Here is a 23,654-nt window from a genome sequence, read left to right as displayed (position 1 = left end):
GCAGAGGGAAATTCTTATAATCTTAAGAAAGCTTTAATACAGCAGAGCATTATAATATGCAGTGAGCAGTGTTCCAGCTTTAAAGAGGGCAGGGACAGTGTCTGGCACTGCAGGAGGAGGATATTATGAAAAAAAGACTTTTATGCGCAGGACTTGCGGCAGCAATGGCAGTTTCATTAACTGCCTGCGGAGGTTCGGCAGCCGGGACAAAAGCTGAGGGAAGTTCCGCTTCAGCAGAAGCAAAATCTGAGGGCGGAAGTGAAGCGGCGAAGGTATTTAAGATCGGCGGGATCGGCCCTGTTACAGGCGGCGCGGCTGTATATGGAATGGCTGTACAGCACGGTACAGAGCTGGCTGTAAATGAGATCAATGCAGCAGGCGGTATCAATGGCTATCCGATCGAGTTCCAGTTCCAGGATGATGAACATGATGCAGAAAAAAGTGTAAATGCGTATAATACCTTAAAGGACTGGGGAATGCAGGTGCTGGTAGGAACCACCACATCAGCCCCATGTCTTGCAGTAGCGGATAAAACAGCGGCTGATAATATGTTCCAGATCACGCCATCCGGTTCCGTTGTTGAATGTGCAGCGAATCCGAACGTATTCCGTATCTGCTACTCTGACCCGGATCAGGGTGCGGCTTCTGCTACTTATATTGGAGAGCATAAGCTTGCATCTAAGATTGCGGTAATCTATGACAGCTCGGACGTATATTCCAGCGGGGTATATGAGAAGTTTGCTCAGGAAGCTCCGGCCCAGGGGATTGAGATCGTAGCAGCAGAGGCATTCACAGCCGACAGCAACAAGGATTTCTCCACGCAGCTTCAGAAGGCAAAGGATGCCGGCGCTGAGATGGTATTCCTTCCGATCTATTACACAGAGGCTTCTCTGATCCTTCAGCAGGCCAATACCATGGGCTTTGCGCCCCAGTTCTTTGGGGTAGATGGTATGGACGGTATCCTTCAGGTAGAGGGCTTTGATACCAGTCTGGCAGAAGGGCTGATGCTTTTAACTCCATTTGCAGCTGATGCAAAGGATGACCTCACAGTAAAGTTTGTAAAGGCATATGAAGATGCTTACAAAGAGACACCGATCCAGTTTGCAGCAGACGCTTACGATGCAGTTTATGCTGTAAAGGCAGCCATTGAGGATGCAAAGGCAACACCGGATATGTCTGTCAGCGATCTGTGCGAGGCGATGAAGGCATCCATGCTGAATATCAAGCTGGATGGTCTTACTGGCACCGGAATGACCTGGACAGAGGACGGCGAGCCGCACAAGGCACCTAAGGCTGTGAAGATCGTAGACGGCGCATATGCGGCCATGGAATAAATTTTCATAACGAAAGACCCGAAAGAGGGGTGTCGCAAGACAGCCCTCTTATCTGTAGTAAACCATAGAAGAGGTGTTATAGAATGAGCTTTGTTAACTATTTGATCAACGGCGTCAGCCTGGGCAGCGTATACGCAATCATAGCCCTTGGATATACCATGGTATATGGAATCGCCAAGATGCTGAATTTTGCTCACGGCGATGTTATAATGATCGGAAGCTATGTGGTATTCGTGGCAACCGGTTCCATGGGGCTTCCTCCCTTGGCAGGTGTGCTTTTAGCAGTAGTGGTGTGCACGGTTCTGGGCGTTGTGATCGAGAGAGTGGCATATAAGCCTCTTCGTGCAGCTTCCCCGCTGGCAGTACTGATCACAGCCATCGGCGTCAGCTATCTGCTTCAGAACCTGGCTCTTTTGATCTTTGGAGCCGATACCAAATCCTTTCAGTCTGTTGTAACTCTTCCGGCTCTGCGTCTGGCAGACGGACAGCTGACGGTTACAGGAGAAACAATTGTTACGATTATAACGTGTATTATTATCATGGCGGGGCTTGTGATATTTATAAACCGCTCCAAGGCAGGACAGGCTATGCTGGCTGTATCAGAGGATAAGGGTGCTGCTACCCTTATGGGTATCAATGTGAACGGTACCATTGCCCTTACCTTTGCCATTGGTTCTGCTCTTGCAGCCATCGCAGGTGTGCTTTTGTGCTCTGCTTATCCGTCTTTAACGCCATACACCGGTTCTATGCCAGGCATCAAAGCTTTCGTGGCTGCCGTATTTGGAGGGATTGGCTCCATACCGGGAGCATTTATCGGAGGAATCCTTCTGGGAGTGATCGAAATTTTGTCAAAGGCATATATTTCTTCCCAGTTATCAGATGCCATTGTGTTCTCTGTTCTGATCGTTGTACTGCTTGTGAAGCCCACAGGTATTCTTGGAAAACAGATCAGAGAGAAAGTGTAGGTGTACCGGTATGAAAAGCACAGCAAAGAAAAAAATATTTATCAATAACATGATCACCTACTGTATGGTGATCGCTGCCTGGCTGATCATGCAGTTTATGATAAGCGGAGGGCATATTTCCAGCCTCGTCAAGGGACTTTTGGTGCCTTTCTGCATTTATGTCATTATGGCTGTGTCCCTGAATCTGACCGTAGGCATTTTAGGAGAGCTGAGCCTTGGCCATGCAGGCTTTATGTGTGTGGGCGCTTTTGCGGGTGCTCTTTTTTCCAAGTGCATGAAGGGCTCCATTGATCCCACACTTTCCCTGGTGATCGCAATTTTCATAGGAGCAGCGGCGGCGGCAGTTTTTGGGATCCTTATCGGTATTCCGGTACTGCGTTTAAAGGGTGATTATCTGGCGATTGTAACGCTTGCCTTTGGAGAGATCATTAAAAACCTTGTAAATGCCATTTATCTCGGCAGAGACAGCGCCGGTTTCCATTTTTCTTTAAAGGACTCCCTTTCTCTGGGGCTGGCACCGGACGGAGAGGTGCTGATCAAGGGTGCTCAGGGGATCACAGGCACTCCTCAGGCAGCCACCTTTACCATTGGCGTGGTTCTGGTGCTGATTACGTTGTTTATTGTTTTGAATATCATCAATTCCCGGACCGGACGGGCGATCATGGCGATCCGTGACAATCGGATTGCGGCTGAGTCTGTAGGAATCAATATTACAAAGTATAAGCTGCTGGCATTTTCCGTATCTGCGGCTCTGGCAGGCGTAGCAGGCGTTCTCTATGCCCATAACCTGACTACCTTAACGGCTCTGCCGAAGAACTTTGGTTATAATATGTCCATCATGATCCTTGTATATGTGGTTTTGGGCGGGATCGGAAATATCCGCGGTTCTGTCATCGCCGCCGTTGTTCTGTATATGCTTCCGGAGCTTCTGAGAGGACTGAGCAATTATCGTATGCTGATCTATGCAGTTGTTTTGATCCTTGCCATGCTCTTTAATTCTGCACCCCAGTTTGTAGTGCTCAGAGAGCGGATTGCTCAGAATTTCAGAAAGAAAGAGAAGGAGGCGGCATAATGGCACTGCTGGAAGTAAAAAATTTAAGCATTTCCTTTGGCGGTCTTAAGGCCGTTGACGGGTTCCATATCGATATTGAAAAAGGGCAGCTTTACGGTCTGATCGGACCGAACGGAGCGGGAAAGACTACCGTGTTTAACCTTCTTACAGGCGTTTATAAGCCAAATGCGGGAAGTATTGTGCTGGACGGCAAAAATATCACAGGAAAAAGCACCATCCAGATCAATCAGGAGGGTATTGCAAGAACATTCCAGAACATCCGCTTATTTACGGATATGTCTGTGCTTGACAATGTAAAGACGGGTCTTCACAATCATCACAGGTACTCTACACTAGAGGGGATTTTCCGGCTTCCAAGATACCATAAGACGGAAAAGGAAATGGATGAAAAAGCCATGAGCCTATTAGAAGTATTCGGGCTGGCAGGAGAGTGTGATTTTAAGGCCTCCAATCTTCCCTATGGAAAGCAGCGAAAGCTGGAAATTGCCAGAGCTTTGGCTACAGATCCCAAGCTGCTCCTTTTAGACGAGCCTGCGGCAGGCATGAATCCCAACGAGACGGCAGAGCTTATGGATACCATCCGTTTTGTCAGAGACAATTTTGATATGACGATTCTGCTCATTGAGCACGATATGAAGCTGGTAAGCGGTATCTGCGAGAAGCTTACTGTCTTAAACTTCGGACAGGTATTAAGAGAAGGCTCCACCAGCCAGGTGCTCCATGATCCGGAAGTTGTAAAAGCATATCTTGGTGAATAGGAGGAGAGGATATTATGGCTATGCTTGAAGTCAGAGACCTGGAGGTGTATTACGGTGTGATCCAGGCGTTAAAGGGAATCTCCTTTGATGTAGACCAGGGAGAGATCGTGGCTTTGATCGGCGCAAATGGTGCGGGAAAGACCACAACACTGCACACCGTTACAGGCCTTTTAAGCGCCAAGGCAGGAAAGATCGTCTATGAAGGAACGGATATTACCCGTGTACCCGGTTATAAGCTGGTAAGCATGGGAATCGCCCATGTGCCTGAGGGACGGCGCGTATTTGCTACCCTGACAGTGCTTCAGAATCTGAAAATGGGCGCTTACACCCGCAAGGATAAAAATGAGATGGAAGAAACGCTAAAGATGATCTATAAGCGCTTTCCCCGTCTGGAGGAGCGGAAAAACCAGCTGGCAGGCACTCTTTCCGGCGGCGAGCAGCAGATGCTTGCCATGGGCCGCGCTCTTATGAGCCACCCCAGGCTGATCGTTTTGGACGAGCCGTCTATGGGACTTTCTCCAATTTATGTAAATGAGATTTTTGATATCATCCAGAAGATCAATGAGGATGGAACGACCGTTCTCCTGGTAGAGCAGAATGCAAAAAAGGCCCTTTCTATTGCAGACAAGGCCTATGTTCTGGAAACAGGTACTATTGCTCTTTCCGGAGATGCAAAGGAACTGATGAACAACGATCAGGTAAAGAAGGCATACTTAAGCGAGTAATACAAGTGAACCCCCTGTGCATATATTATAAAAACGTGCAAGGGGGTATTTTTATGGACAATTTTAATGTATACAGAGATATTGAAGCCAGAACCGGGGGAGAAATCTATATTGGAGTGGTGGGGCCGGTGAGGACGGGGAAATCCACCTTTATCAAACGCTTCATGGAGCTTCTGGTTCTTCCGGCCATGGAGGACGAACATCTGCGCGCCATCAGCCGGGATGAACTGCCCCAGAGCGCTGCGGGAAAAACCATTATGACAACGGAACCCAAATTTATCCCAAAGGAGGCGGCAAAAATTTCCCTGGACGACGGGATTGAAGCCAGAGTGCGCCTGATTGACTGTGTGGGCTTTATGGTAGAGGGGGCCGCGGGTCATGTGGAGAATGAGGAGGAGCGGCTGGTAAAGACGCCCTGGTTTGACCACGAGATCCCCTTCACCCAGGCTGCAGAGCTTGGAACCAGGAAGGTGATCGGAGATCATTCTACCATCGGCATTGTGGTGACGACAGACGGCACTATAGGGGATCTGAAACGTCCGGGATACATAGCGGCAGAGCGCCAGACCGTAGAGGAGCTTAAAAAACTGGGAAAGCCGTTTGTCATTCTTTTAAATTCCGTAAAGCCCTATTCGGAAGAAACTGCCCGGCTGGCAAAGGAACTGGAGGAGACGTATGGGGTGTCTGTGCTTCCGGTCAACTGTGAGCAGCTGAAAAAAGAGGACATTTTTCATATTTTAGAGTGCGTTTTAAAGGAATTTCCGGTTACGGAGATGGATTTTCACATTCCAAAATGGCTGGAGATCCTTCCTGCATCCCACTGGCTGAAGGCTCGGGTGATCCAGACGGCAAAAGAGATTTTACAGAAGGTGGAGCACATGAAGGATGTGGCTTTAAGAATACGGGAGATGAAGGATGAATCGGGAGCCATTAAGTCTCTTTCCGTGCGGAAAATGGAAATGGCAGATGGAAGCGTGGATCTTGCAGTGGAAATGGACGACAGCTATTACTATCAGATCTTAAGCGATTATGTGGGTCTTCCTATTGGGGGAGAATATGAACTGATGCAGACCTTAAGCGGTCTGGCCCGGATGCAGAAGGAGTATGAAAAGGTCAAAAATGCGCTGGCTCAGGCACGGATCAAGGGGTATGGCGTCATGATGCCAGAGCGGGAGGAAATCCTCTTAGACGAACCACAGGTGATCCGCCACGGAAACAAATACGGGGTAAAAATGAAGGCGCAGGCTCCGTCCATTAACCTGATCAAGGCTCATATTGAGACGGAAATTGCCCCAATCGTGGGAAGTGAACAGCAGGCCAGAGACCTCATCGCCTATATTAAATCCAATGCGGGAGAAAGCGAGGAGGGCGTATGGGATGCCAATATTTTCGGGAAGTCCATTGAACAGATCGTAGAGGATGGAATCCAGGCCAAGATCTCCCAGATGACAGAGGACTGCCAGATGAAGCTTCAGGATACGCTGCAGAAGATCATCAATGATAGTAATGGGGGTATGATTTGTATTATTATATAAAATTTTTATAAATATTGCAAATCATACTGTGAATATGGTATAATACCTACAAGTTGACAGACTATTATACTTTTTATTCAACCACCTTCAGAGGGGAGAATGCATATGAAACTAACCTTTATCGGAGCAGATCATGAAGTAACGGGAAGCTGTCATTTTCTTGAGGCAGGAGGCAGTAAGGTGCTGATCGACTGCGGCATGGAGCAGGGGAATAATCCATACGTCAATGCAGAGCTGCCTGTAAGCTACAGTGAGATTGATTACGTTTTTCTCACACACGCCCATATTGACCACGCAGGCCTGCTGCCGTGGATTTATGCCAGAGGCTTTAAGGGCCGGGTCATTACCACCTATGCCACGATGGATTTATGCCAGATCATGCTTCGCGACAGTGCCCACATCCAGGAGATGGAGGCAGAATGGAAAAACAGGAAGGCTAAAAGAGCCGGACGCGGCGAGGTAGAGGCTCTTTATACGGTAGAGGATGCCGAGGGCGTACTGAGCCATTTTGAGGGCGTAGCATATGGTCAGGTGTTTAAGCTGAATGACAATCTGACCCTCCAGTTTACCGATGTGGGCCATCTGCTTGGCTCTGCTTCCATTGAAATCTGGGCCAAAGAGGGGGATGAGGAGCGAAAGATCGTATTTTCCGGCGATATCGGAAATAAAAGCAAACCGCTGATCCGTGACCCTCAGTATATTTCAGAGGCAGATTATGTGGTGATGGAATCCACCTATGGAAACAGATACCACAAAAAGACCACTACCTATGTAGAGAGCCTGACAAGGATCATCCAGGAAACGCTGGACCGTTCAGGGAATGTGGTGATTCCCGCCTTTGCCGTAGGCCGTACCCAGGAGCTTCTTTATATGATCCGCCATATCAAGGAACATAATCTGGTTCACGGCCACGATGGATTTCTGGTGTATGTGGACAGTCCCCTGGCTGTGGAGGCAACACAGGTATTTACGGAAAACCTTCTGGGCTGCTATGATGATGAGACAAAGGCACTGGTAGAGCGGGGGATCAACCCCATTGATTTTAAAGGGCTGAAGCTTTCAGTTACCAGTGATGAATCCAAAAACATCAATTTTGACATGACGCCCAAGGTTATTATTTCCGCAGCCGGTATGTGCGATGCAGGCCGTATCCGCCATCATTTAAAGCATAACCTGTGGCGCCCGGAGTGTTCGATCGTATTTGCCGGCTATCAGGCCGAGGGGACCTTAGGAAGGGTTCTTCAGGATGGCGCGCCGGCGGTAAAGATTTTCGGAGAGGAAATTGACGTGCGGGCTCACATTGAAACCATAGACGGCATCAGCGGCCATGCAGACAGAGACGGTCTCCTTGCCTGGATCTCAGCCTTTGAAAAACATCCCTCCCATGTATTTGTAGTACATGGAAATGAGGAATCCTGCACCGCCTTTACAGAGGCTCTTCAAAACCAGCTCAGGCTGACGGCGGATGCCCCGTACTCCGGTTCCCAGTTTGACCTTATAAAGAACTGCTGGATCTGCCAGACAGAGCCGGTTCTGGTTGAGAAGGAGACAGAGGCCAGACGCAAGGCCACAGGCGTTTATACCAGACTGGTAGACGCAGGCAGCCGGCTTTTGGATGTGATCAGCCATAACCAGGGCGGTGCCAACCGGGATCTGGCCCGGTTTACAGAGCAGATTCTGGCTCTGTGCGAGAAGTGGGACCGGTAAAGTGCCGCTTCCTATCAATGAACAACAGGAGAGACAAAAAACAATGACAGAAGTACAGATCTATACAGACGGTTCCGCCCGGGGAAACCCGGACGGTCCCGGCGGCTACGGCGTAGTAATGCACTATACAGACCGGACCGGAAAGCGCTACGAAAAAACCATGTCCGGCGGCTATGTCTGCACCACCAATAACCGCATGGAGCTTATGGCGGCGATTGCAGGCCTGGAAGCCCTGAACCGTCCCTGCGCGGTTTCCCTTTATTCCGATTCCAAATATCTGACAGACGCCTTTAACAAACACTGGATCGAAGGCTGGGTGGCAAAAAACTGGGATCGGGGAAAGAGCGGGCCGGTAAAAAATATTGACCTGTGGAAGCGCCTTTTAAAAGCAAAGGAGCCTCATCAGGTCACCTTTATATGGGTAAAGGGCCATGCGGGCCATCCGGAAAATGAACGCTGCGACCAGCTGGCTACGACGGCTGCCGACGGAACTGATCTGATGATCGATGAAGGACTCCAATAGGAGTCCTTTTTAGATATTACAGATATCTTACAATGTATTACTCCTTTGAAAATCGTATTCACAATTATCCGTTTTTGTGATAATGTATCACTGGAAAGTGAAATTGAGTCAGACAGGGATGATGGAATATGAAAGATAAAAGGATATGGCTGGTGATTTTGGGAATTCTGGTAATCGGCATTCTGGTGACCGGTTATACCAGGTCTGTAGTAAAAAAACAGGCAGACAGTGCCGCCTTTGAGGGAGAAATATCCACAGAGGCTTCTTTGGGGCCGTTTAAGGAACAGACAGAGGAAGAGGCTCAGAAGGAGGAGAGCGGCGCTGTGCAGGAACAGGCTCAGGCAGATACGGCAGTCCCGGAAACGGAACAAAAGGAAGAAGAGGCGGGAGAACCCGCTGCAATCTCTGAGCCTGTCCCTGCAATGGCCCGGTCAGCAGTCCTGGAAAGTGGGAGAGCGGCCACAGATTCACAGGCAGACAGTCCGTGTGAAGGCGGACTTTATAGACAGCGTCTGAATGATCTGGACGCACAGATCCAGAAAATGCAGGAGCAGGAAAGGGATCCGAACGTATACTCCATTAAAACATCTGCGGAGACCGAAGTCAAAATGTGGGACAGGGAGCTGAATGCAGTGTACAATGCCCTTTTGGGAATCCTCCCTCAGGAGGAGGCGGAGGAACTTGCAAAGGAGCAGAAGGAGTGGCTCATAAATCGTGAAACGGCTGCCGGACAGTCTGGAAAGGCGGAAGGGGTAGGAAGCATCAGTTATGCAGCCAGCCTGGTGGATTTAACCAGAAATCGCGCCTATGAACTGGCAGACCGATACGAGAAAGAGGCCTGCGGGCCGCAGGATGCTGAAAACGAAAGCGATACGGCTGTTTTGCCATAAGCAGTGAGATATATTCCTATAAGGGCGTCTGAGAAATCAGACGTCTTTTTGTATTTTACAACTTTATAAAAAATAGTTGGAAAAAACCAAAAAACTGTTATAATGAAATCAAAATACCAATATGGAGGAGAGAAATGAATAAAGCAGAGGAACGATATCAGGAAATCATAGAAATATTAAAGGAAAATCCCATTGTTACGGTGGCGGATTTTGCAGAGCGTCTTTCCGTTTCTATGGAAACCATCAGAAAGGACTTAAATATCCTGTCGGAACAGGGCAAGATCGTCCGTGTCCATGGCGGGGCCGCCCTTGCAGGGAATACGGAAACGGCTTCCCCCTTTCAGTTCAGAGAAGGCGTGCGCCGCAGGGAAAAGCAGAAGCTGGGGAAAGAGGCGGTAAAGCTGATACAGAAGGGGGATACCCTGATCATAGAGAGCAGCACTACGACGGCAGAATTTGTAAAGGAGCTTGTAAAAGCTCCGGAACTGCTGAAAACCCTGACGATTGTTACAAATTCAATTCACATCCTTACATTGGTGGAGATGGGGAAGCTGTGCAAGAGAGTGTTCCTTTTAGGCGGCTGGATCAATGAGAGAGAGGGGGCTACCAAGGGGCAGTTTATGGCGGAACAGTTAAAAAGCTTCCATGTGGATAAATGCATCCTCAGCGGGGCGGCTCTTGGAAAGAACCTGATCCTGTCCTCCTACTATGAGAGCGATATGCATTTTCAGAAGCTGGCTATGGAAAGCGCGGGAGAGACCATTCTTTTGCTGGAAGCGGGAAAATACCCGGAGGCTGCTGTGTTTTCTGTAACGGCTGCCACCAATTTTGACTATATGGTAAGCAATGTGCCCTTTAAAAAAGAGGATAAGGAGCGCTTTGCAGCAGCCGGCCTTCATCTGATCTATGTGCCTACTGGCTCCGAAGAAGCAACTGATAATGATTGAAATGTGAAAAAACAAATTAACTATTGCAAAAATATTGTAAAAAACCAAAAATGATATTGACTATTGGCGAAAATAATGATAAAAAGTAATTGAAAGTTGTCGAAACAAAATAAAAGAGAAAAGGAGTCATACCATGATACCAAATCCCTTTGGCTTTTCCTATTCAGATGATATTGACATTTCAGAAATGGAACAGTCCATCGCCCGTTTAAAACGGCCTCAGGGGCGGATTGACGTTGTGCTGGATACGGATACCTTTAATGAGGTGGACGATCAGTTTGCTCTGGCGTACCTGCTTCAGTCAGAGGATCGTCTGAACCTGAAGGCAATTTATGCAGCTCCCTTTGACAACCATCATTCCAATGGTCCCAAAGACGGCATGGAGCGCAGCTATGAGGAGATTTTCAGAGTGCTGGCGATGCTGAAAAAAAGCCAGTATGAAGAATGTACCTACAAAGGTGCAGAGCAGTTTTTAGACAGCGAGGAGACTCCTGCTGTTTCAGCGGCTGCAGAGCATCTGTGCAGTCTGGCAATGGAGTATACAAAGGAAGATCCCCTCTATGTGATTGCCATCGCAGCCTGTACCAATATTGCCTCCGCCCTTCTTATGAAGCCTGAGATTAAGGGCAGGATCTTTGTGGTATGGCTGGGAGGCCTGTCATTGGACTGGCATGATAATTTTTCCTTTAATGCAAAGCAGGATGTGGCGGCGGCCCGTGTGCTTCTTGGAAGCGGAGTTCCCCTGGTGCTTCTGCCGGGCAGAGGGGTGGTAGACCATTTTTCAACCACAGGGCCTGAGCTGGAGTACTGGCTGCGGGGGAAAAATGAGTTCTGCGATTACATCATTGACAAGACCCGTCATGAGGCAGAGATTGTAAGCGGAGAAACCTGCTGGAGCCGGCCGATTTCAGACGTAACGGCAGTGGCCTGGCTGCTTGATACCTCCTTTATGCTGGACCGTCTGGAACCAAGCCCTATTATGGAGTATGACCACCATTATGCAAAGGATAAGCGGCGCCATTTTATCCGATATGTCTACAGCATCAACCGTGACCGTCTGATGAAGGATCTGTTTGATAAGCTGGCATCTATCTGATATCGAAAGAGGAAATATGAAATGAAACGGAAGAAAAGCCTTTTAAGATGCGTTGAGCCCTATTTATACCTGCTCCCGGCTGTGGTGCTGTTTGTCCTGTTTGTGTATTACCCGTTTTTAAAAAATGAGGTTTTAAGCTTTTTCACCCTTGATAAATTCAGGACAGTAAAGGGATTTGCGGGAATCCAGAACTATGTAAGGGTCTTTGGAGATGAGAAGTTTTTACTGGCTGTAAAAAACACCCTGGTCTATGTGGCTGTGACTGTGCCTGTATCCATGGTTCTGGGGTATTTTCTGGCTCTGCTGTGCAGAAAAAAGAGAAAGAGCTCCTTTGTGTATGAAGCCATGTTTGCCCTTCCCATGGCAGTTTCGGCATCGGTTGTTGCCATGATCTTTCAGCTGGCCTACAATCCGTCCATGGGTATTATCAATAAGCTCACCGGACTGAATGTAAACTGGCTGAGCGATCAGAAGCTGGCCTTGATCAGCATTATGATCGTGCAGATCTGGGCCAATGTAGGGTACAATTTTATTTTCATCTTATCCGGCGTGAGAGGGCTTTCGGAGGAAGTGATGGAGAGCGCGGCCATTGACGGCGTAAGCGGCATCCAGATGCAGACAAAGATCATCCTTCCCATGCTTTCCCCCACCCTGCTGTTTCTGCTGGTAAAGGATGTGGCCTATGCCATGACCACAGCCAGCTTTACGCTGATCATGACTGAGGGCGGGCCCAACGGAGCCACTGAAACCATGATCTCTTATATTTACAAAAAAGCCATTACGGGAACCAATTACAACGCGGCCTTTGCGGCTACGACCGTATGCTTTGTGCTGTCGGCTCTTATGATGGCATTAAGCATGGCTTTGGAGGGAAAGAAGGTGCATTATGATCAATAAGAGAAAGCTGCAGAGCCTGATTTACCAGCTGTTTTGTATGTTTGTGGGACTGGCTGTCATTTCACCGATTATATACTGTGTCCTGGTTTCCTTTATGCAGCCGTCGGAGATCCTGACAAAAGAAGTGCATCTGATACCGGATTACATTTATCTGGTAAACTATATAAAGGCTGTGACTCAGACGGATATTTTCCGCTTTATGCTCAACTCCTTTATCGTAGCCTTTGTATCAAGCGTAGTCCGGATCATTACCTCCAGCTGCGCGGCCTATTCCTTCGCATTTTTTGAGTATCCGGGAAAAAAGTTTTTATTTTATCTCACCATCGGTACTATGATCATTCCCACGGATGTGCTGTTGGTACAGAATTATTTTACCGTTTCCGGAATGAACCTGATCAATACCTATACGGGAATGATGGTGATTTTCTTTGTTTCCGGAATGAATATTTTTGTGATCCGCCAGTATTTTTTAAGCTATTCCCTGTCTTTAAAGGAAGCGGCCCATATTGACGGCTGCGGAAACCTGCAGTTTTTCCTGCAGATCCTTCTGCCGACCACCACTCTGGCCCTGGTTACGGTTTTCATTTCCTCCTTTGTGGGAACCTGGAATACGTACCTGTGGCCCCTGATCGTGACAAATGTAAATGAAATGAGAACGGCCCAGGTAGCCATTACCATGCTCAATACAGAGGCGTCCAGTGATTTCGGCGTTGTGATGGCAGCAGCGACCATTATCCTGATCCCCTCCGTTCTGGTGCTTGCTCTTTTCCAGCGCAAGATCGTAGGCGGCATGATGGGCGGAGCTGTAAAGGGCTGATGCTACAGACGTAAACGTACATAATGACATGTAAGAAAGGAATACAAGATGATGAAAAAGAAAGTGATTGCTACAACCATTCTCTCAGCGGCAATTCTTGGTTCTCTCACCGGCTGCGGAGGCGTCAAGACAACAGATGACAGTGTTGTGTCCACCGGGGCAGCCGAGGCGGCAACAGAGGCGAAAGAGGAAACAAAGGCCACAGAAAAAGCGGCAGAGGGAGAAACAGTTGTTACCTTCTGGCACAGCTTAAACGGTTCTGCGGGAGAGGCGCTGGAGACTGTCATTTCTAATTATAATGAGGGGCAGGGAAAGGAAAAGGGCATCCATGTAAACCTGGTGTTCCAGGGCTATGAGGGAACAGATAAGGCGATTTTAGCGTACCAGACCGATGACCGGAAAAATGCTCCCGACATCAACCAGGGACTGACCTCTACCATCCCCAGCATGATGGATTTAAGCTGGACCGTCGATCTTACCCCGTGGATTGAAAAGGAAGAAAACGCAGTAAAAAAAGATGATTTCTATGAGCCTATGCTCCGTTCCTGCACAGCAGACGGAAAGCTGATGGCGGTTCCCTTTGCAAACTCCAATATGCTTCTTTACTACAATGAGGATGCGTTAAAGGAGGCGGGCTTTGATGCTCCGCCTGCTACCTGGGATGAGCTGGCACAGTATACGGAGGCGCTTACAAAGAAGGGCGCAGACGGCAGTGTAGAGCGTTACGGCTTTGAAGCTCAGATTAAGAGATACCATCTGGTGAACTATATTGTACAGCAGTCCGAGGACTCCTTTGTGGGTGATAATGAGGGCGGCCGTGCAGGAGAAATGACAAAGCTTACCATTGGTGAGGACGGCACCTTAAAAACCGTTCTGGAAAAGGTAGACGCCCTTTTAAAGACAGGCGGTTATAAGTATGTGGAAGACAGTCTGAATGAGGAATTTGCCAACGGCCTTACCGCCATGTGCATGATGTCCTCCTCCCGTCTTGCCACCATTGACGGCCTGGTAGGCGATTCCTTCCAGTGGAAGGCAGCTCCTATTCCAAAGATCACCGAAGCAGACGGAAGCGGAGCAGCTCTGGGCGGTTCCTGCCTGACCTTGTTTGATCTGGGTGATGAGAAAAAGGTAGAGGCAGCCTGGGATGTGCTCCAGTACTGCTCCTCTCCTGAGGCACAGTATATCCTTTCTACCGGTTCCGGCTATATTCCTGTCAATAACCAGGTAGAAGAAATGGATGAGATGAAAGCTTATTATGAGGAGCATCCTGAGTTTAAGGTTCCTCTGGATCAGATGAAGAGCTCTTCCCCTCTGGCACAGGAGCCTCTGGATCTGGTATACAATGAAATCAACGGCGTAATGACAGACCTGATGCTGCAGTTCTGCGAGGGGAGTCTGGCCATAGATGAAACTGTAGATGCAATCGTAGGAGAATGCAACGCTCTGTTAGACGAGTATCATGCTGCTAACGACTAGGAAAAATATGACAGAAAAAAGAAAAAAAGACATACGTCTTGTTGTGAGCGACATTGACGGAACCCTGATCCGCAGAGGAGAAGGGTTCCCTAAAGAGGTGGAGCAGGCGGCGGCAGAGTTAAAAAAGAGGGGGATCCTCTTTACCTTTGCCTCCGGCCGGCTGCCCTATATGATTACGCCTTTTGCAGAGTCACTTGGAATCGAAATCCCCGTATGCGCCTGCAATGGCACGCTTCTTTACCGGAAGGATGAGATACTGGAAAACCATCCCCTTTGCCTTTTAGAGCTTCGTCCTCTGATCGAGGCGGCGCTTTTAAGAGAAATGACCGTACTGTATTCCTTAAACGGAACAGAATACTGTATGCGGGAAAATGAAGCGGTCCGGCGCAAGCGGGCGGAGCGGGGGAGCTACCATCCAATCCGCCCGGTGAGGGAAGAGGAATGGGAAAACCTTTGGGCGGATAAGGTAAATATTTCCGATGAACAGGGCGAAATTTCCAGCCTTCTGGAATGGGAGCAGCCTCTTGAGGGAAGCTGTGAGATTACCCATTACGGAAACCAGGGCCTTGAGATTGTACGGGCCGGCTTTGGAAAGGCCTACGGCGTAAGGCAGATCTGCGCCGGGCTTGGGATTTCCATGGAGCAGGTTCTGGCAATCGGGGATAATGAAAATGACAATGAGATGCTGACGCAAGCTGGTATCGGAGCCGCAGTGGGAAATGCAGAGACAGCTACCAAAGCCTGTGCAGACCTGACTGCCAGAAAGGAAAGCGGAGCCGGGGCGGCAGAGATCATCCGCCGGATCTGTTTTGAGGAGAATGAGAAATGAAACTGTCTACTTCAACCAATATGGTGTTTGAACGCATCAATATGGAGCCTATTTCCCAGGAGCGCGGAATCCTTCTCTGTGTCCAGGCGGGATACAGGGTATTCGATTTCTGCTTCCATGACCTGATTACCTTTAAAAGCCCTTTTTTAGATGAACGCTGGGAAGCATATACGGAAAAAATGTGCGCGCTGAAGGAGGAACATGGCCTCTCTTACGAACAGGGCCATGCCAATGTATATGATTTTTTGAATCCCAAAGCCGATCATGAGTTTCACCAGACCATCATGGAGCGCTGTGTCCTGGCCTCTGAGAAAATGGGGATTCCCTGGCTTGTGGTTCATCCCTCTACGGCCTTTTCGGCAGATGCAGTTTATGCAGCCTCCCGGTCCGGCAATACAGAGTATTTTAAGCGTCTCTGCGAGTTTGCCGCAAAGCACGGCGTGGGAATCGCGGTGGAAAATATGTGGGATCTGCATATTGCGCCTAAACGCTATTATGCGGATCATGCAGAGGAGCTGTGTGAGCTCACAGACGCGGTGGGCGCAGAAAATATCGGCATCTGCTGGGACTTGGAGCATGCCAGCATCATGGGGCAGGATCAGAAAAAATCTCTGAAAATCATCGGAAACCGCCTGAAGGTCACCCATGTGTCCGACCAGACCGGCGTGGACAATATCCATGTAATGCCTTTCCAGGGAAAAACCGACTGGAAGGCTGCCATGGAAGGACTGGCAGAGATTGGATATGAAGGGAATCTGAATTTTGAGGCCCAGTGGTTTTTAAATAAAGTTCCTGAGGCGCTTTTACTCCCCTCCCTGCGCTACAGCAGAGAGGTGGGAGCGTATCTGATCGGGCTTTATGAGGAAAAAAGAAGGCTTAAATAATCGGAGGCTTAAACGCAGTATCCCATTTGATAAGCCATATTGATAAAGGGCGTTTTGCTGACAGCACCGACATCCGTAACGTCTGTCGCATAGATACGCCCTTTTATTTCGTGCTTTTCCAGATGAAAAATAAAACCGTCCAGATCTCCCAGAGAGCACTCGATGATATCGCGGCCTAAACCGGCTGTAACAATATAATAGATTTCTTTTTTTCCTAAATTCTGCCATATGGGATAGGTACGGTCGATAAAGGTTTTCATCTGGGCGCAAACTCCGTGGAAGTATACGGGCGTTGCCAATACCAGAACGTCTGCTTTTTTATATGCATCCAGGATTTCAGACATATCATCTTTTTGGACACAGACTCCATCATTTTTCATGCAAAAATCGCAGGCTTTGCAGTATCCAATGTTCTTTTCTGCCAGACGGATCAGTTTTGCGAAATTTCCGCTTTCTTCCACCCCTTTTTTAAAAGCTTCACACAACATCTGAGAATTTCCATTTTTTCTGGGGCTGCTTGAAATAATAAGTACATTTTTCATTCGGTACCTCCTGATAAAGCGTTTTTGTTTGATATTACCATAAAATACGGAGATTTTCTATCTTAAATTATAAAAAATGAAAAAGAGAGAGGGGAAACGGCAGGGGTTATGTTAAAGCACATGAAACTCCAGCCATTTTCTGCTCATATACCGTTTTGTAAAGAAGATTCCCCTCACGATCCAGTCGGAGAACATACCGATCCACACGGCGATAGGGCCCACGCCAAGGCCGCGGATGAGAAAAATACATAAGGACACCCGGCACAGCCACATGGTAAGACAGGAAACGACCATGGTATATTTTACATCTCCTGCGGCCCTCAGGCCATAAGCGGGTATGAAGGACGGTACCCAGATGATCGGTTTTACAAGGGTGATGAAGGTCAAAAGTCCCAGAAACAGACGCATGCTTTCGGGCTCCATGCCTGAAAGGGTGACAATGGGGCGGGCTAAAAGGAAAAGAAGGATACAGCTTCCGGCCACGGCGATTTCTGCTGCCACGCAGAATTTCTTTACATAATAGACCGCTTCGTCCTTTCTTCCGGCTCCCAGACAGTGTCCGGTAACGGTCATAAGGCCGATTCCCACGCCAATGCCTGCGATCCCGTTAAAGCTTTCAAAATTGGAGGCCATTGCATGGGCTGCCATGGCGGTAACGCCAAGGGTAGACACACTGGACTGGATAGCAAGCTTTCCAAACTGGAACATACTGTTTTCAATGCCTGCGGGAATACCGATATGGAGAATCCGCCGGATCAAAGGCATATGGGGGCGTATGCGGGTATAATTGGCTACATAGACCGGCTGATTTTCTCTGGGCTTTACAAGGCGCAGGAGAACCAGCAGAGCACATAAGGCCCTGGCAGCCAGAGTGGAGATGGCGGCGCCTGCTACACCCTGTCCCAGGATCAGCACCAGAATGATATTTCCGATCACATTTGCAATGTTTGCGATCAGGGACATGGCCATGGGAAAGCCGGTATTTTTCTGTGCTCTGAAGATGGAGGAACCGGCATCATACAGGGCGATAAATGGGTAGGAGAGGGATGAATAGAAAAAGTATGTACGAGCAGAGTTAAATACTTCTTCATCCACTGTCCCGAAGATCAGCCTTAAAATCTGCCGGTCAAACAGGATGCAGAATGCAGCTGTTACAAGAGAGATCAGCGTTACAATAAACAGGGTCTGTTCAGCAGAGCGGATGGCATGCCCTGTCTTTTTTTGCCCCAGATACTGGGCGCAGACAATGGTTCCGCCGGTAGACAGGGCGTAAAAGGCCTGGATCACCAGAATATTGATGGAATCCACCAGGGATACGGCAGAAATGGCATAAGAGCCTACATGGGCTACCATAAAGGTATTTACCATGCCCATAAGGGTGATCAAAAGCTGTTCGGCCATCAGGGGAAGCAGCATGGCGGTGATCTGACGGTTGGTAAAAAGATGGGTGGTTTGGGATGGGGATTGGTTCATGGGGAAAAGGATCCTTTCCGGCGCATTCGCTGCGGCGCCATATTATTCTGAGAGTAAGTGTAGCATACTCCGAAACGTGCCACAATGGAGATAATAACGAAATAGAGGGCAAATATCTTGATAAATACAAGTCAATATGGTAAAATGTCGCTTATGGTTATGATTTCAAATTAAGATGCGCGTATATTGCGCGTCAAAGGATATGGAGGAAGAGAAAGTGAAAGAACCACAGTACCGCGGAGTGAACGAACTGCGCCGTATGTTCCTTGAATTTTTTGAGAGCAAGGGACATCTGGCAATGAAGAGCTTTTCACTCGTGCCTCATAATGACAACAGCCTTCTGCTGATCAACTCCGGTATGGCTCCCTTAAAGCCTTACTTTACCGGACAGGAGATCCCTCCCAGAAGAAGAGTTACTACCTGCCAGAAGTGCATCCGCACCGGCGATATTGAAAATATCGGAAAGACAGCCCGCCACGGCACCTTCTTTGAGATGCTGGGCAACTTCTCCTTTGGCGATTACTTTAAGACAGAGGCCATTCACTGGTCCTGGGAATTTTTAACAGAAGTAGTCGGCCTGGATCCGGACCGCCTGTACCCCTCCATCTATGTAGATGACGACGAGGCTTTTGAGATCTGGAATAAGGAAATCGGTATTCCTGAAGACCGTATTTTCCGCTTTGGAAAAGAGGACAACTTCTGGGAGCACGGTTCCGGCCCCTGCGGCCCCTGCTCTGAGATCTACTATGACAGAGGCGAGAAGTTCGGCTGCGGAAAACCCGGATGTACCGTAGGCTGCGAGTGCGACCGCTATATCGAGGTTTGGAACAACGTATTCAGCCAGTTTGACAATGACGGCCACGGCAATTATTCCGAATTAAAGCAGAAAAATATTGATACCGGTATGGGACTGGAGCGCCTGGCTGTAGTGGTTCAGGGCGTAGATTCCCTGTTTACGGTGGATACAAACAAGGCTCTCTTAGACCGCGTATGCGCCCTGTCCGGCAAGGAATACCAGAAGGAGCATGAGACCGACGTTTCCCTGCGTATTGTCACAGACCATATCAAGTCCTGCACCTTTATGATTTCCGACGGCATCATGCCTTCCAACGAGGGCAGAGGCTATGTGCTGCGCCGCCTGCTGCGCCGCGCTGCCCGCCATGGACGCAAGCTGGGAATCGAAGGAAAGTTCCTGGCAGACCTTTCAAAGACCGTAATCGACCTTTCCAAGGACGGTTATCCGGAGCTGGAAGAGAAGCAGTCCATGATCTTTAAGGTATTGAGCGAGGAAGAGGATAAGTTTAATAAGACCATCGACCAGGGTCTTGCCATTCTTGCCGAGATGGAGGCTTCCATGGTTTCTGCCGGTGAAAAGACCTTATCCGGAGAAAATGCATTTAAGCTTTACGATACCTACGGCTTCCCTCTGGATCTGACAAGAGAGATCCTGGAGGAAAAGGGCTGCGACGTTGATGAGGAAGGCTTTAATGCTGCCATGAAGGAGCAGAAGGACAAGGCCCGCAAGGCCCGCAAGGCAACCAACTACATGGGTGCAGACGTGACCGTATACCAGTCCATCGATCCTGCTATTACCTCTGAATTCGTAGGCTATGACAAGCTGAGCGTGGATTCTAAGATTTCCGTTCTGACTACAGATGAGGAGCTTGTAGAGGCTCTTACAGACGGCCAGGCAGGAACCATTATCACAGATGAAACCACTTTCTATGGCACCATGGGGGGCCAGCAGGGCGATAAGGGTATCATTTCCAATGAAAACGGCGAGTTCAAGGTTAAGGACACCATTCACCTTCAGGGCGGAAAGATCGGCCATGTAGGCGTGATGACAAAGGGAATGCTCCGCGTTGGAGAAGCCGTAACTTTGTCCGTATGCGAGAGAAACCGCGCCTTAACCTGCAGAAACCACAGTGCGACCCATCTGCTTCAGAAGGCTTTAAGAACCGTTCTTGGAAGCCATGTAGAGCAGGCAGGCTCCTATGTGGACGCAGGCAGACTCCGTTTTGACTTTACCCATTTCTCCGCCATGACTCCTGAGGAGATCAAAAAGGTGGAAGATATGGTAAATGCAGAGATTAGCGCTTCCCTTCCGGTTGAAACACAGGTTATGACCCTGGATGAGGCAAAGAAGACAGGCGCTATGGCCCTCTTCGGTGAAAAATACGGCGAGAAGGTCCGCGTGGTAAAGATGGGAGATTTCTCCACAGAGCTTTGCGGCGGTACCCATGTGGCAAATACCAGCGCCATTGCTTCCTTTAAGATCCTTTCTGAAGCAGGCATTGCAGCAGGCGTAAGACGTATTGAGGCTCTTACCTCCGACGGACTGATGAAGCACTATGCAGAGGTGGAAGAGGAGCTTCATGAGGCGGCAAAGGCAGCCAAGACCACTCCTGCATCCTTAACCTCCCGGATTGAGGCTCTTTTAGAGGAAATTAAGGCTCTGAGCTCTGAAAATGAAAAATTAAAGAGCAAGCTGGCAAATGACTCCCTGGGCGATGTAATGAGCCAGGTAAAAGAAGTAAACGGCGTAAAGGTTCTGGCTTCCAGAGTAGCGGATGTAGATATGAACGGCCTGAGAAACCTGGGCGACCAGTTAAAGGATAAGCTGGGCGAGGGCGTAGTTGTAATCGCATCTGTAATGGATGGAAAGGTAAATCTGATGGCTACCGCAACGGAGGCTGCTCAGAAGAAGGGCGTTCACGCAGGCAATCTGATCAAGGCCATTGCCGGTCTGGTAGGCGGAGGCGGCGGAGGCCGTCCCAACATGGCTCAGGCAGGCGGAAAGAATCCGGCAGGAGTAGACGAGGCCCTTAAGAAAGCGGTTGAAACAGTAGAAGAGCAGACAAAATAATCCATTTTGCCCGAAAGTTTACTGTGGAAATAAAAATAAGAAAAAAATATAATTTTTTTCTTGACGTATGGGATTTTTATGCTATAATCATAGCAGTGCTAAAAATACCCAAACAGTTGTATTATGCACAATTACACAACTGGAGGGAGGTTAGGTGTGAGCGATGTCAAACGTAATTGTTAAAGATAACGAGAGCTTAGACAGTGCTTTACGCAGATTCAAAAGAAACTGTGCAAAGGCTGGCATTCAGCAGGAAATTCGTAAGAGAGAGCATTACGAGAAGCCAAGCGTAAGACGTAAGAAGAAGTCTGAAGCTGCTCGTAAGCGCAAGTATAACTAATTCACGCACGGGATTAGTTGATTTTGAGTAAAGTAAATCAGCCGGCTGTCGGGAGAGATTCCGATGGTTGGCTGTTTTATTTGTGACAGTATAAAATGATACGATAAAAAACGACAGGCCCCGGTGTGAAAATCGGGGCCTGTTTCGCTATTCTGCTTCTTTCAAATTGCAGGAGGGAATCGCAACCAAAGAATAATTGGTGTGGTAGATCACAAAGCCCGGTGCGGCTCCTGTAACCTTTTTGATATTTTTCTTCTGGATATAGTCGATTTCCACCTTCTCATTTTCACGGCCCTTGGAATAGTAGGCAGCCAGTGCGCCCGCCTCCTCAAAGGCCCGGTCCGGCAGCTCGCCTTTCCCGTCATTTTTTAAAATCACATGGGAGCCGGGTATGCCCTTGGCGTGGAACCACCAGTCATTTCCATTTGCAAACCGGAAGGTCAGCTCCTCATTCTGATAGTTGTTTTTGCCCACATAGATGTGGTATCCGTCAGAGGAAATATAATGGAAGGGCTTGCTGGTGATCTTTGGCCGCTTATCGTTTGGACGGCGCTTTTTCACATAGCCGTATTCCATCAGTTCCTCCTTGATCTGCACCAGATCATTTTCAGCCAGAGCGATATCCAGGGCAGAGCTGATGGATTCCAGATGGTCGATTTCCGCCTTTGTCTGGTCGGTCAGCTGGGTTAAGGCCTCAAAGGTCCTCTTTAATTTATTATACTTGTCAAAATGCTTCTTTGCATTGTCCTTTGCAGAAAGCTGAGGATCCAGGGGGATAGAGATTTCTTCCCCTGTGTAATAGTTGATGCAGGAAAAGGATTTCTCACCGCCTGCCAGCTCGTAGCCGTAGGTATTTAACAGTTCTCCGTAGATCCGGTACTTTTCCCGCTTTTCCGTATCCTTTAGCTGCTTTAACTGCAGATCGTATTTTTTATAATTGCGCTCCAGGGCGGTCTGGACGATCCGGCGCAGGTCGGCGGATTTCTGGCGGATCCTTGTGCGGCTGTCTCTGGAGGCATAGTAATTTTCCAGAAGAGCGCTGATGGAAGACCAGCCCTCTCTGCGGCAGCCCCTTCCTTCCAGACAGGTCAGGGGAATGGAAGCGTATTCCAGAGGGCCTTCCTCATCATAGATAATAGCAGGAGAGAAGCGTCCTTCCTTTACATCCTCCATCAGCAGGCAGAAGGTATGGGCCAGATGGGTCAGTTCTGCCTCAGACAGCCCGTTGGCAGACAGGTCGGAATCGATGGAAGCCAGATGACAGACCTCCTCTGCCACAATGGGGCTGATGCCTGTGAAATGATTGTACAGGGCCTTCTGAACCGTCATGGGCGCGGCTTTTATGATCCGGCAGAAATCCGCTTCCGTGACGGTCAGAGGATTCTCTTTTGCTACTGTTTGAGGGATAAAGTATTCCCTTCCGGGCAGAACCTCCCTTACAGAACTCATATTGGCGGACACATGCTTGATGCTGTCAATGATCGTGCCGTCTTCCTTACAGAAAATGATATTGCTGTGCTTTCCCATGATCTCTACGATCAGCTTTTTTCTGCACAAGTCGCCCATTTCGTCCAGATGCTCCAGCTCAAATTCCAGGATACGCTCCAGCCCCGGCTGGGTGATGGAAAGGATCCTGGCGCTTCCGATATGCTTTCTTAAAAGCATACAGAAATTGGGGGCGGTCAGAGGGCTGGGTTTATTATTTTCCGTGAGATAGATAAGGGGAAGGCTGGCGCTGGCGGAAATCTGCAGCCGGTAGGTTTCACGGTTATTTTTAACGGCAATGAGAAGCTCGTCCTTTTCCGGCTGGGCGATTTTTGCGATCTTTCCGCCCTCTAAGGTGCTTTTGAACTCATAAGCCAGATTTGCAATGGTAATACCATCAAATGCCATTTGATACACTCCTGTCGAGCCCATATTTGTTTGCCTGAAACGGGGCCTTGCTTATTAGAATAGCATAATTTGGGGAAATAGAAAA

At 48.7% G+C, this 23,654-nt stretch carries 21 protein-coding genes; 18 read left to right on the top strand and 3 right to left on the bottom strand.

Going from position 1 to position 23,654, the window contains the following annotated elements; genetic code table 11:
- Positions 1 to 125: 125 nt before the first annotated feature.
- The 16 genes from BN3656_RS12700 (at position 126) to BN3656_RS12625 (ending at position 16,455) form a co-directional block, all read left to right on the top strand.
- Entirely contained in the window at positions 126 to 1,334 is a 1,209-nt protein-coding gene (locus BN3656_RS12700) for an ABC transporter substrate-binding protein (protein WP_066548839.1), read from the top strand.
- An 83-nt stretch (positions 1,335 to 1,417) separates the two neighbouring features.
- The gene (locus BN3656_RS12695; protein WP_066548837.1) at positions 1,418 to 2,299 is read left to right on the top strand and encodes a branched-chain amino acid ABC transporter permease; all 882 of its coding nucleotides are present in this window, start codon (positions 1,418 to 1,420) and stop codon (positions 2,297 to 2,299) included.
- A 10-nt stretch (positions 2,300 to 2,309) separates the two neighbouring features.
- Positions 2,310 to 3,371, top strand: coding sequence for a branched-chain amino acid ABC transporter permease (locus BN3656_RS12690; RefSeq protein WP_066548834.1), 1,062 nt, complete (start codon positions 2,310 to 2,312; stop codon positions 3,369 to 3,371).
- The gene (locus BN3656_RS12685) at positions 3,371 to 4,129 is read left to right on the top strand and encodes an ABC transporter ATP-binding protein (RefSeq protein WP_066548831.1); all 759 of its coding nucleotides are present in this window, start codon (positions 3,371 to 3,373) and stop codon (positions 4,127 to 4,129) included. Before BN3656_RS12690 ends, BN3656_RS12685 begins: the two co-directional genes overlap by 1 nt.
- Positions 4,130 to 4,143: 14 nt before the next feature.
- Positions 4,144 to 4,854: an ABC transporter ATP-binding protein gene (locus BN3656_RS12680; protein WP_066548825.1), complete on the top strand. Its 711-nt coding sequence runs from the start codon at positions 4,144 to 4,146 to the stop codon at positions 4,852 to 4,854.
- A gap of 53 nt (positions 4,855 to 4,907) precedes the next feature.
- Positions 4,908 to 6,389: a stage IV sporulation protein A gene (gene spoIVA, locus BN3656_RS12675; protein ID WP_066548820.1), complete on the top strand. Its 1,482-nt coding sequence runs from the start codon at positions 4,908 to 4,910 to the stop codon at positions 6,387 to 6,389.
- A gap of 105 nt (positions 6,390 to 6,494) precedes the next feature.
- On the top strand, positions 6,495 to 8,096 hold the full coding sequence (locus tag BN3656_RS12670; RefSeq protein ID WP_347461118.1) for an MBL fold metallo-hydrolase: 1,602 nt from the start codon (positions 6,495 to 6,497) through the stop codon (positions 8,094 to 8,096).
- Positions 8,097 to 8,139: 43 nt separating this feature from the next.
- Positions 8,140 to 8,619 carry a ribonuclease HI gene (rnhA, locus tag BN3656_RS12665; RefSeq protein WP_066548816.1) on the top strand — a complete coding sequence of 160 codons (480 nt, stop codon included), beginning with the start codon at positions 8,140 to 8,142 and terminating at the stop codon, positions 8,617 to 8,619.
- A 128-nt stretch (positions 8,620 to 8,747) separates the two neighbouring features.
- Positions 8,748 to 9,509 carry a lysozyme inhibitor LprI family protein gene (locus tag BN3656_RS12660; protein WP_066548812.1) on the top strand — a complete coding sequence of 254 codons (762 nt, stop codon included), beginning with the start codon at positions 8,748 to 8,750 and terminating at the stop codon, positions 9,507 to 9,509.
- 134 nt (positions 9,510 to 9,643) lie between these two features.
- A complete protein-coding gene (locus BN3656_RS12655; protein WP_066548809.1) occupies positions 9,644 to 10,456 on the top strand; it encodes a DeoR/GlpR family DNA-binding transcription regulator in 813 nt (270 codons plus the stop codon).
- A gap of 133 nt (positions 10,457 to 10,589) precedes the next feature.
- Positions 10,590 to 11,552: a nucleoside hydrolase gene (locus BN3656_RS12650; protein ID WP_242963003.1), complete on the top strand. Its 963-nt coding sequence runs from the start codon at positions 10,590 to 10,592 to the stop codon at positions 11,550 to 11,552.
- A 21-nt stretch (positions 11,553 to 11,573) separates the two neighbouring features.
- Positions 11,574 to 12,449: a sugar ABC transporter permease gene (locus BN3656_RS12645; RefSeq protein WP_066548806.1), complete on the top strand. Its 876-nt coding sequence runs from the start codon at positions 11,574 to 11,576 to the stop codon at positions 12,447 to 12,449.
- Positions 12,439 to 13,266, top strand: coding sequence for a carbohydrate ABC transporter permease (locus tag BN3656_RS12640; protein WP_179297090.1), 828 nt, complete (start codon positions 12,439 to 12,441; stop codon positions 13,264 to 13,266). Before BN3656_RS12645 ends, BN3656_RS12640 begins: the two co-directional genes overlap by 11 nt.
- Positions 13,267 to 13,314: 48 nt before the next feature.
- The gene (locus BN3656_RS12635) at positions 13,315 to 14,742 is read left to right on the top strand and encodes an extracellular solute-binding protein (RefSeq protein ID WP_081422953.1); all 1,428 of its coding nucleotides are present in this window, start codon (positions 13,315 to 13,317) and stop codon (positions 14,740 to 14,742) included.
- Positions 14,743 to 14,749: 7 nt separating this feature from the next.
- A complete protein-coding gene (locus tag BN3656_RS12630) occupies positions 14,750 to 15,571 on the top strand; it encodes an HAD family hydrolase (protein ID WP_066548802.1) in 822 nt (273 codons plus the stop codon).
- Positions 15,568 to 16,455 carry a sugar phosphate isomerase/epimerase gene (locus BN3656_RS12625; protein ID WP_066548799.1) on the top strand — a complete coding sequence of 296 codons (888 nt, stop codon included), beginning with the start codon at positions 15,568 to 15,570 and terminating at the stop codon, positions 16,453 to 16,455. Before BN3656_RS12630 ends, BN3656_RS12625 begins: the two co-directional genes overlap by 4 nt.
- An 8-nt stretch (positions 16,456 to 16,463) precedes the next feature.
- On the opposite strand, the gene BN3656_RS12620 is transcribed toward BN3656_RS12625, so the two are convergent.
- Together BN3656_RS12620 and BN3656_RS12615 are read right to left on the bottom strand one after the other, a co-directional pair.
- Positions 16,464 to 16,997, bottom strand: coding sequence for a flavodoxin family protein (locus tag BN3656_RS12620; RefSeq protein ID WP_066548796.1), 534 nt, complete (start codon positions 16,995 to 16,997; stop codon positions 16,464 to 16,466).
- A gap of 111 nt (positions 16,998 to 17,108) precedes the next feature.
- Entirely contained in the window at positions 17,109 to 18,470 is a 1,362-nt protein-coding gene (locus tag BN3656_RS12615) for an MATE family efflux transporter (RefSeq protein ID WP_066548793.1), read from the bottom strand.
- Between the two features lie 217 nt (positions 18,471 to 18,687).
- Here BN3656_RS12615 and alaS point away from each other — a divergent pair, with 217 nt between their 5' ends.
- Positions 18,688 to 21,336 (top strand): alanine--tRNA ligase, encoded by a 2,649-nt coding sequence (gene alaS / locus BN3656_RS12610; protein WP_179297089.1) that lies wholly within the window; start codon positions 18,688 to 18,690, stop codon positions 21,334 to 21,336.
- Between the two features lie 163 nt (positions 21,337 to 21,499).
- Positions 21,500 to 21,676 (top strand): 30S ribosomal protein S21, encoded by a 177-nt coding sequence (gene rpsU / locus BN3656_RS12605; RefSeq protein WP_003504099.1) that lies wholly within the window; start codon positions 21,500 to 21,502, stop codon positions 21,674 to 21,676.
- A 147-nt stretch (positions 21,677 to 21,823) separates the two neighbouring features.
- Here the strand turns inward: rpsU and BN3656_RS12600 are convergent, their stop codons facing one another.
- Positions 21,824 to 23,569: an NFACT RNA binding domain-containing protein gene (locus BN3656_RS12600; protein ID WP_066548784.1), complete on the bottom strand. Its 1,746-nt coding sequence runs from the start codon at positions 23,567 to 23,569 to the stop codon at positions 21,824 to 21,826.
- Between the last annotated feature and the right edge of the window lie 85 nt (positions 23,570 to 23,654).

This window comes from Clostridium sp. AT4 (assembly GCF_001517625.2).
Lineage (GTDB): Bacteria > Bacillota > Clostridia > Lachnospirales > Lachnospiraceae > Enterocloster.
The sequence above is the reverse complement of the archived record's forward strand: the minus strand, read 5'-3'. Positions and strand labels throughout refer to the sequence as shown.

Bases quoted from the DNA above. Each gene is read 5' to 3' on its own strand.
- BN3656_RS12660 (WP_066548812.1), top strand. From the start codon at position 8,748: ATGAAAGATAAAAGGATATGGCTGGTGATTTTGGGAATTCTGGTAATC.
- BN3656_RS12670 (WP_347461118.1), top strand. From the start codon at position 6,495: ATGAAACTAACCTTTATCGGAGCAGATCATGAAGTAACGGGAAGCTGT.
- BN3656_RS12650 (WP_242963003.1), top strand. From the start codon at position 10,590: ATGATACCAAATCCCTTTGGCTTTTCCTATTCAGATGATATTGACATT.
- BN3656_RS12600 (WP_066548784.1), bottom strand. From the start codon at position 23,569: ATGGCATTTGATGGTATTACCATTGCAAATCTGGCTTATGAGTTCAAA.
- rnhA (WP_066548816.1), top strand. From the start codon at position 8,140: ATGACAGAAGTACAGATCTATACAGACGGTTCCGCCCGGGGAAACCCG.
- BN3656_RS12635 (WP_081422953.1), top strand. From the start codon at position 13,315: ATGATGAAAAAGAAAGTGATTGCTACAACCATTCTCTCAGCGGCAATT.
- BN3656_RS12615 (WP_066548793.1), bottom strand. From the start codon at position 18,470: ATGAACCAATCCCCATCCCAAACCACCCATCTTTTTACCAACCGTCAG.
- BN3656_RS12640 (WP_179297090.1), top strand. From the start codon at position 12,439: ATGATCAATAAGAGAAAGCTGCAGAGCCTGATTTACCAGCTGTTTTGT.
- BN3656_RS12680 (WP_066548825.1), top strand. From the start codon at position 4,144: ATGGCTATGCTTGAAGTCAGAGACCTGGAGGTGTATTACGGTGTGATC.
- BN3656_RS12685 (WP_066548831.1), top strand. From the start codon at position 3,371: ATGGCACTGCTGGAAGTAAAAAATTTAAGCATTTCCTTTGGCGGTCTT.
- BN3656_RS12645 (WP_066548806.1), top strand. From the start codon at position 11,574: ATGAAACGGAAGAAAAGCCTTTTAAGATGCGTTGAGCCCTATTTATAC.
- BN3656_RS12655 (WP_066548809.1), top strand. From the start codon at position 9,644: ATGAATAAAGCAGAGGAACGATATCAGGAAATCATAGAAATATTAAAG.
- BN3656_RS12625 (WP_066548799.1), top strand. From the start codon at position 15,568: ATGAAACTGTCTACTTCAACCAATATGGTGTTTGAACGCATCAATATG.
- BN3656_RS12700 (WP_066548839.1), top strand. From the start codon at position 126: ATGAAAAAAAGACTTTTATGCGCAGGACTTGCGGCAGCAATGGCAGTT.
- BN3656_RS12630 (WP_066548802.1), top strand. From the start codon at position 14,750: ATGACAGAAAAAAGAAAAAAAGACATACGTCTTGTTGTGAGCGACATT.
- BN3656_RS12695 (WP_066548837.1), top strand. From the start codon at position 1,418: ATGAGCTTTGTTAACTATTTGATCAACGGCGTCAGCCTGGGCAGCGTA.
- rpsU (WP_003504099.1), top strand. From the start codon at position 21,500: ATGTCAAACGTAATTGTTAAAGATAACGAGAGCTTAGACAGTGCTTTA.
- BN3656_RS12620 (WP_066548796.1), bottom strand. From the start codon at position 16,997: ATGAAAAATGTACTTATTATTTCAAGCAGCCCCAGAAAAAATGGAAAT.
- BN3656_RS12690 (WP_066548834.1), top strand. From the start codon at position 2,310: ATGAAAAGCACAGCAAAGAAAAAAATATTTATCAATAACATGATCACC.
- spoIVA (WP_066548820.1), top strand. From the start codon at position 4,908: ATGGACAATTTTAATGTATACAGAGATATTGAAGCCAGAACCGGGGGA.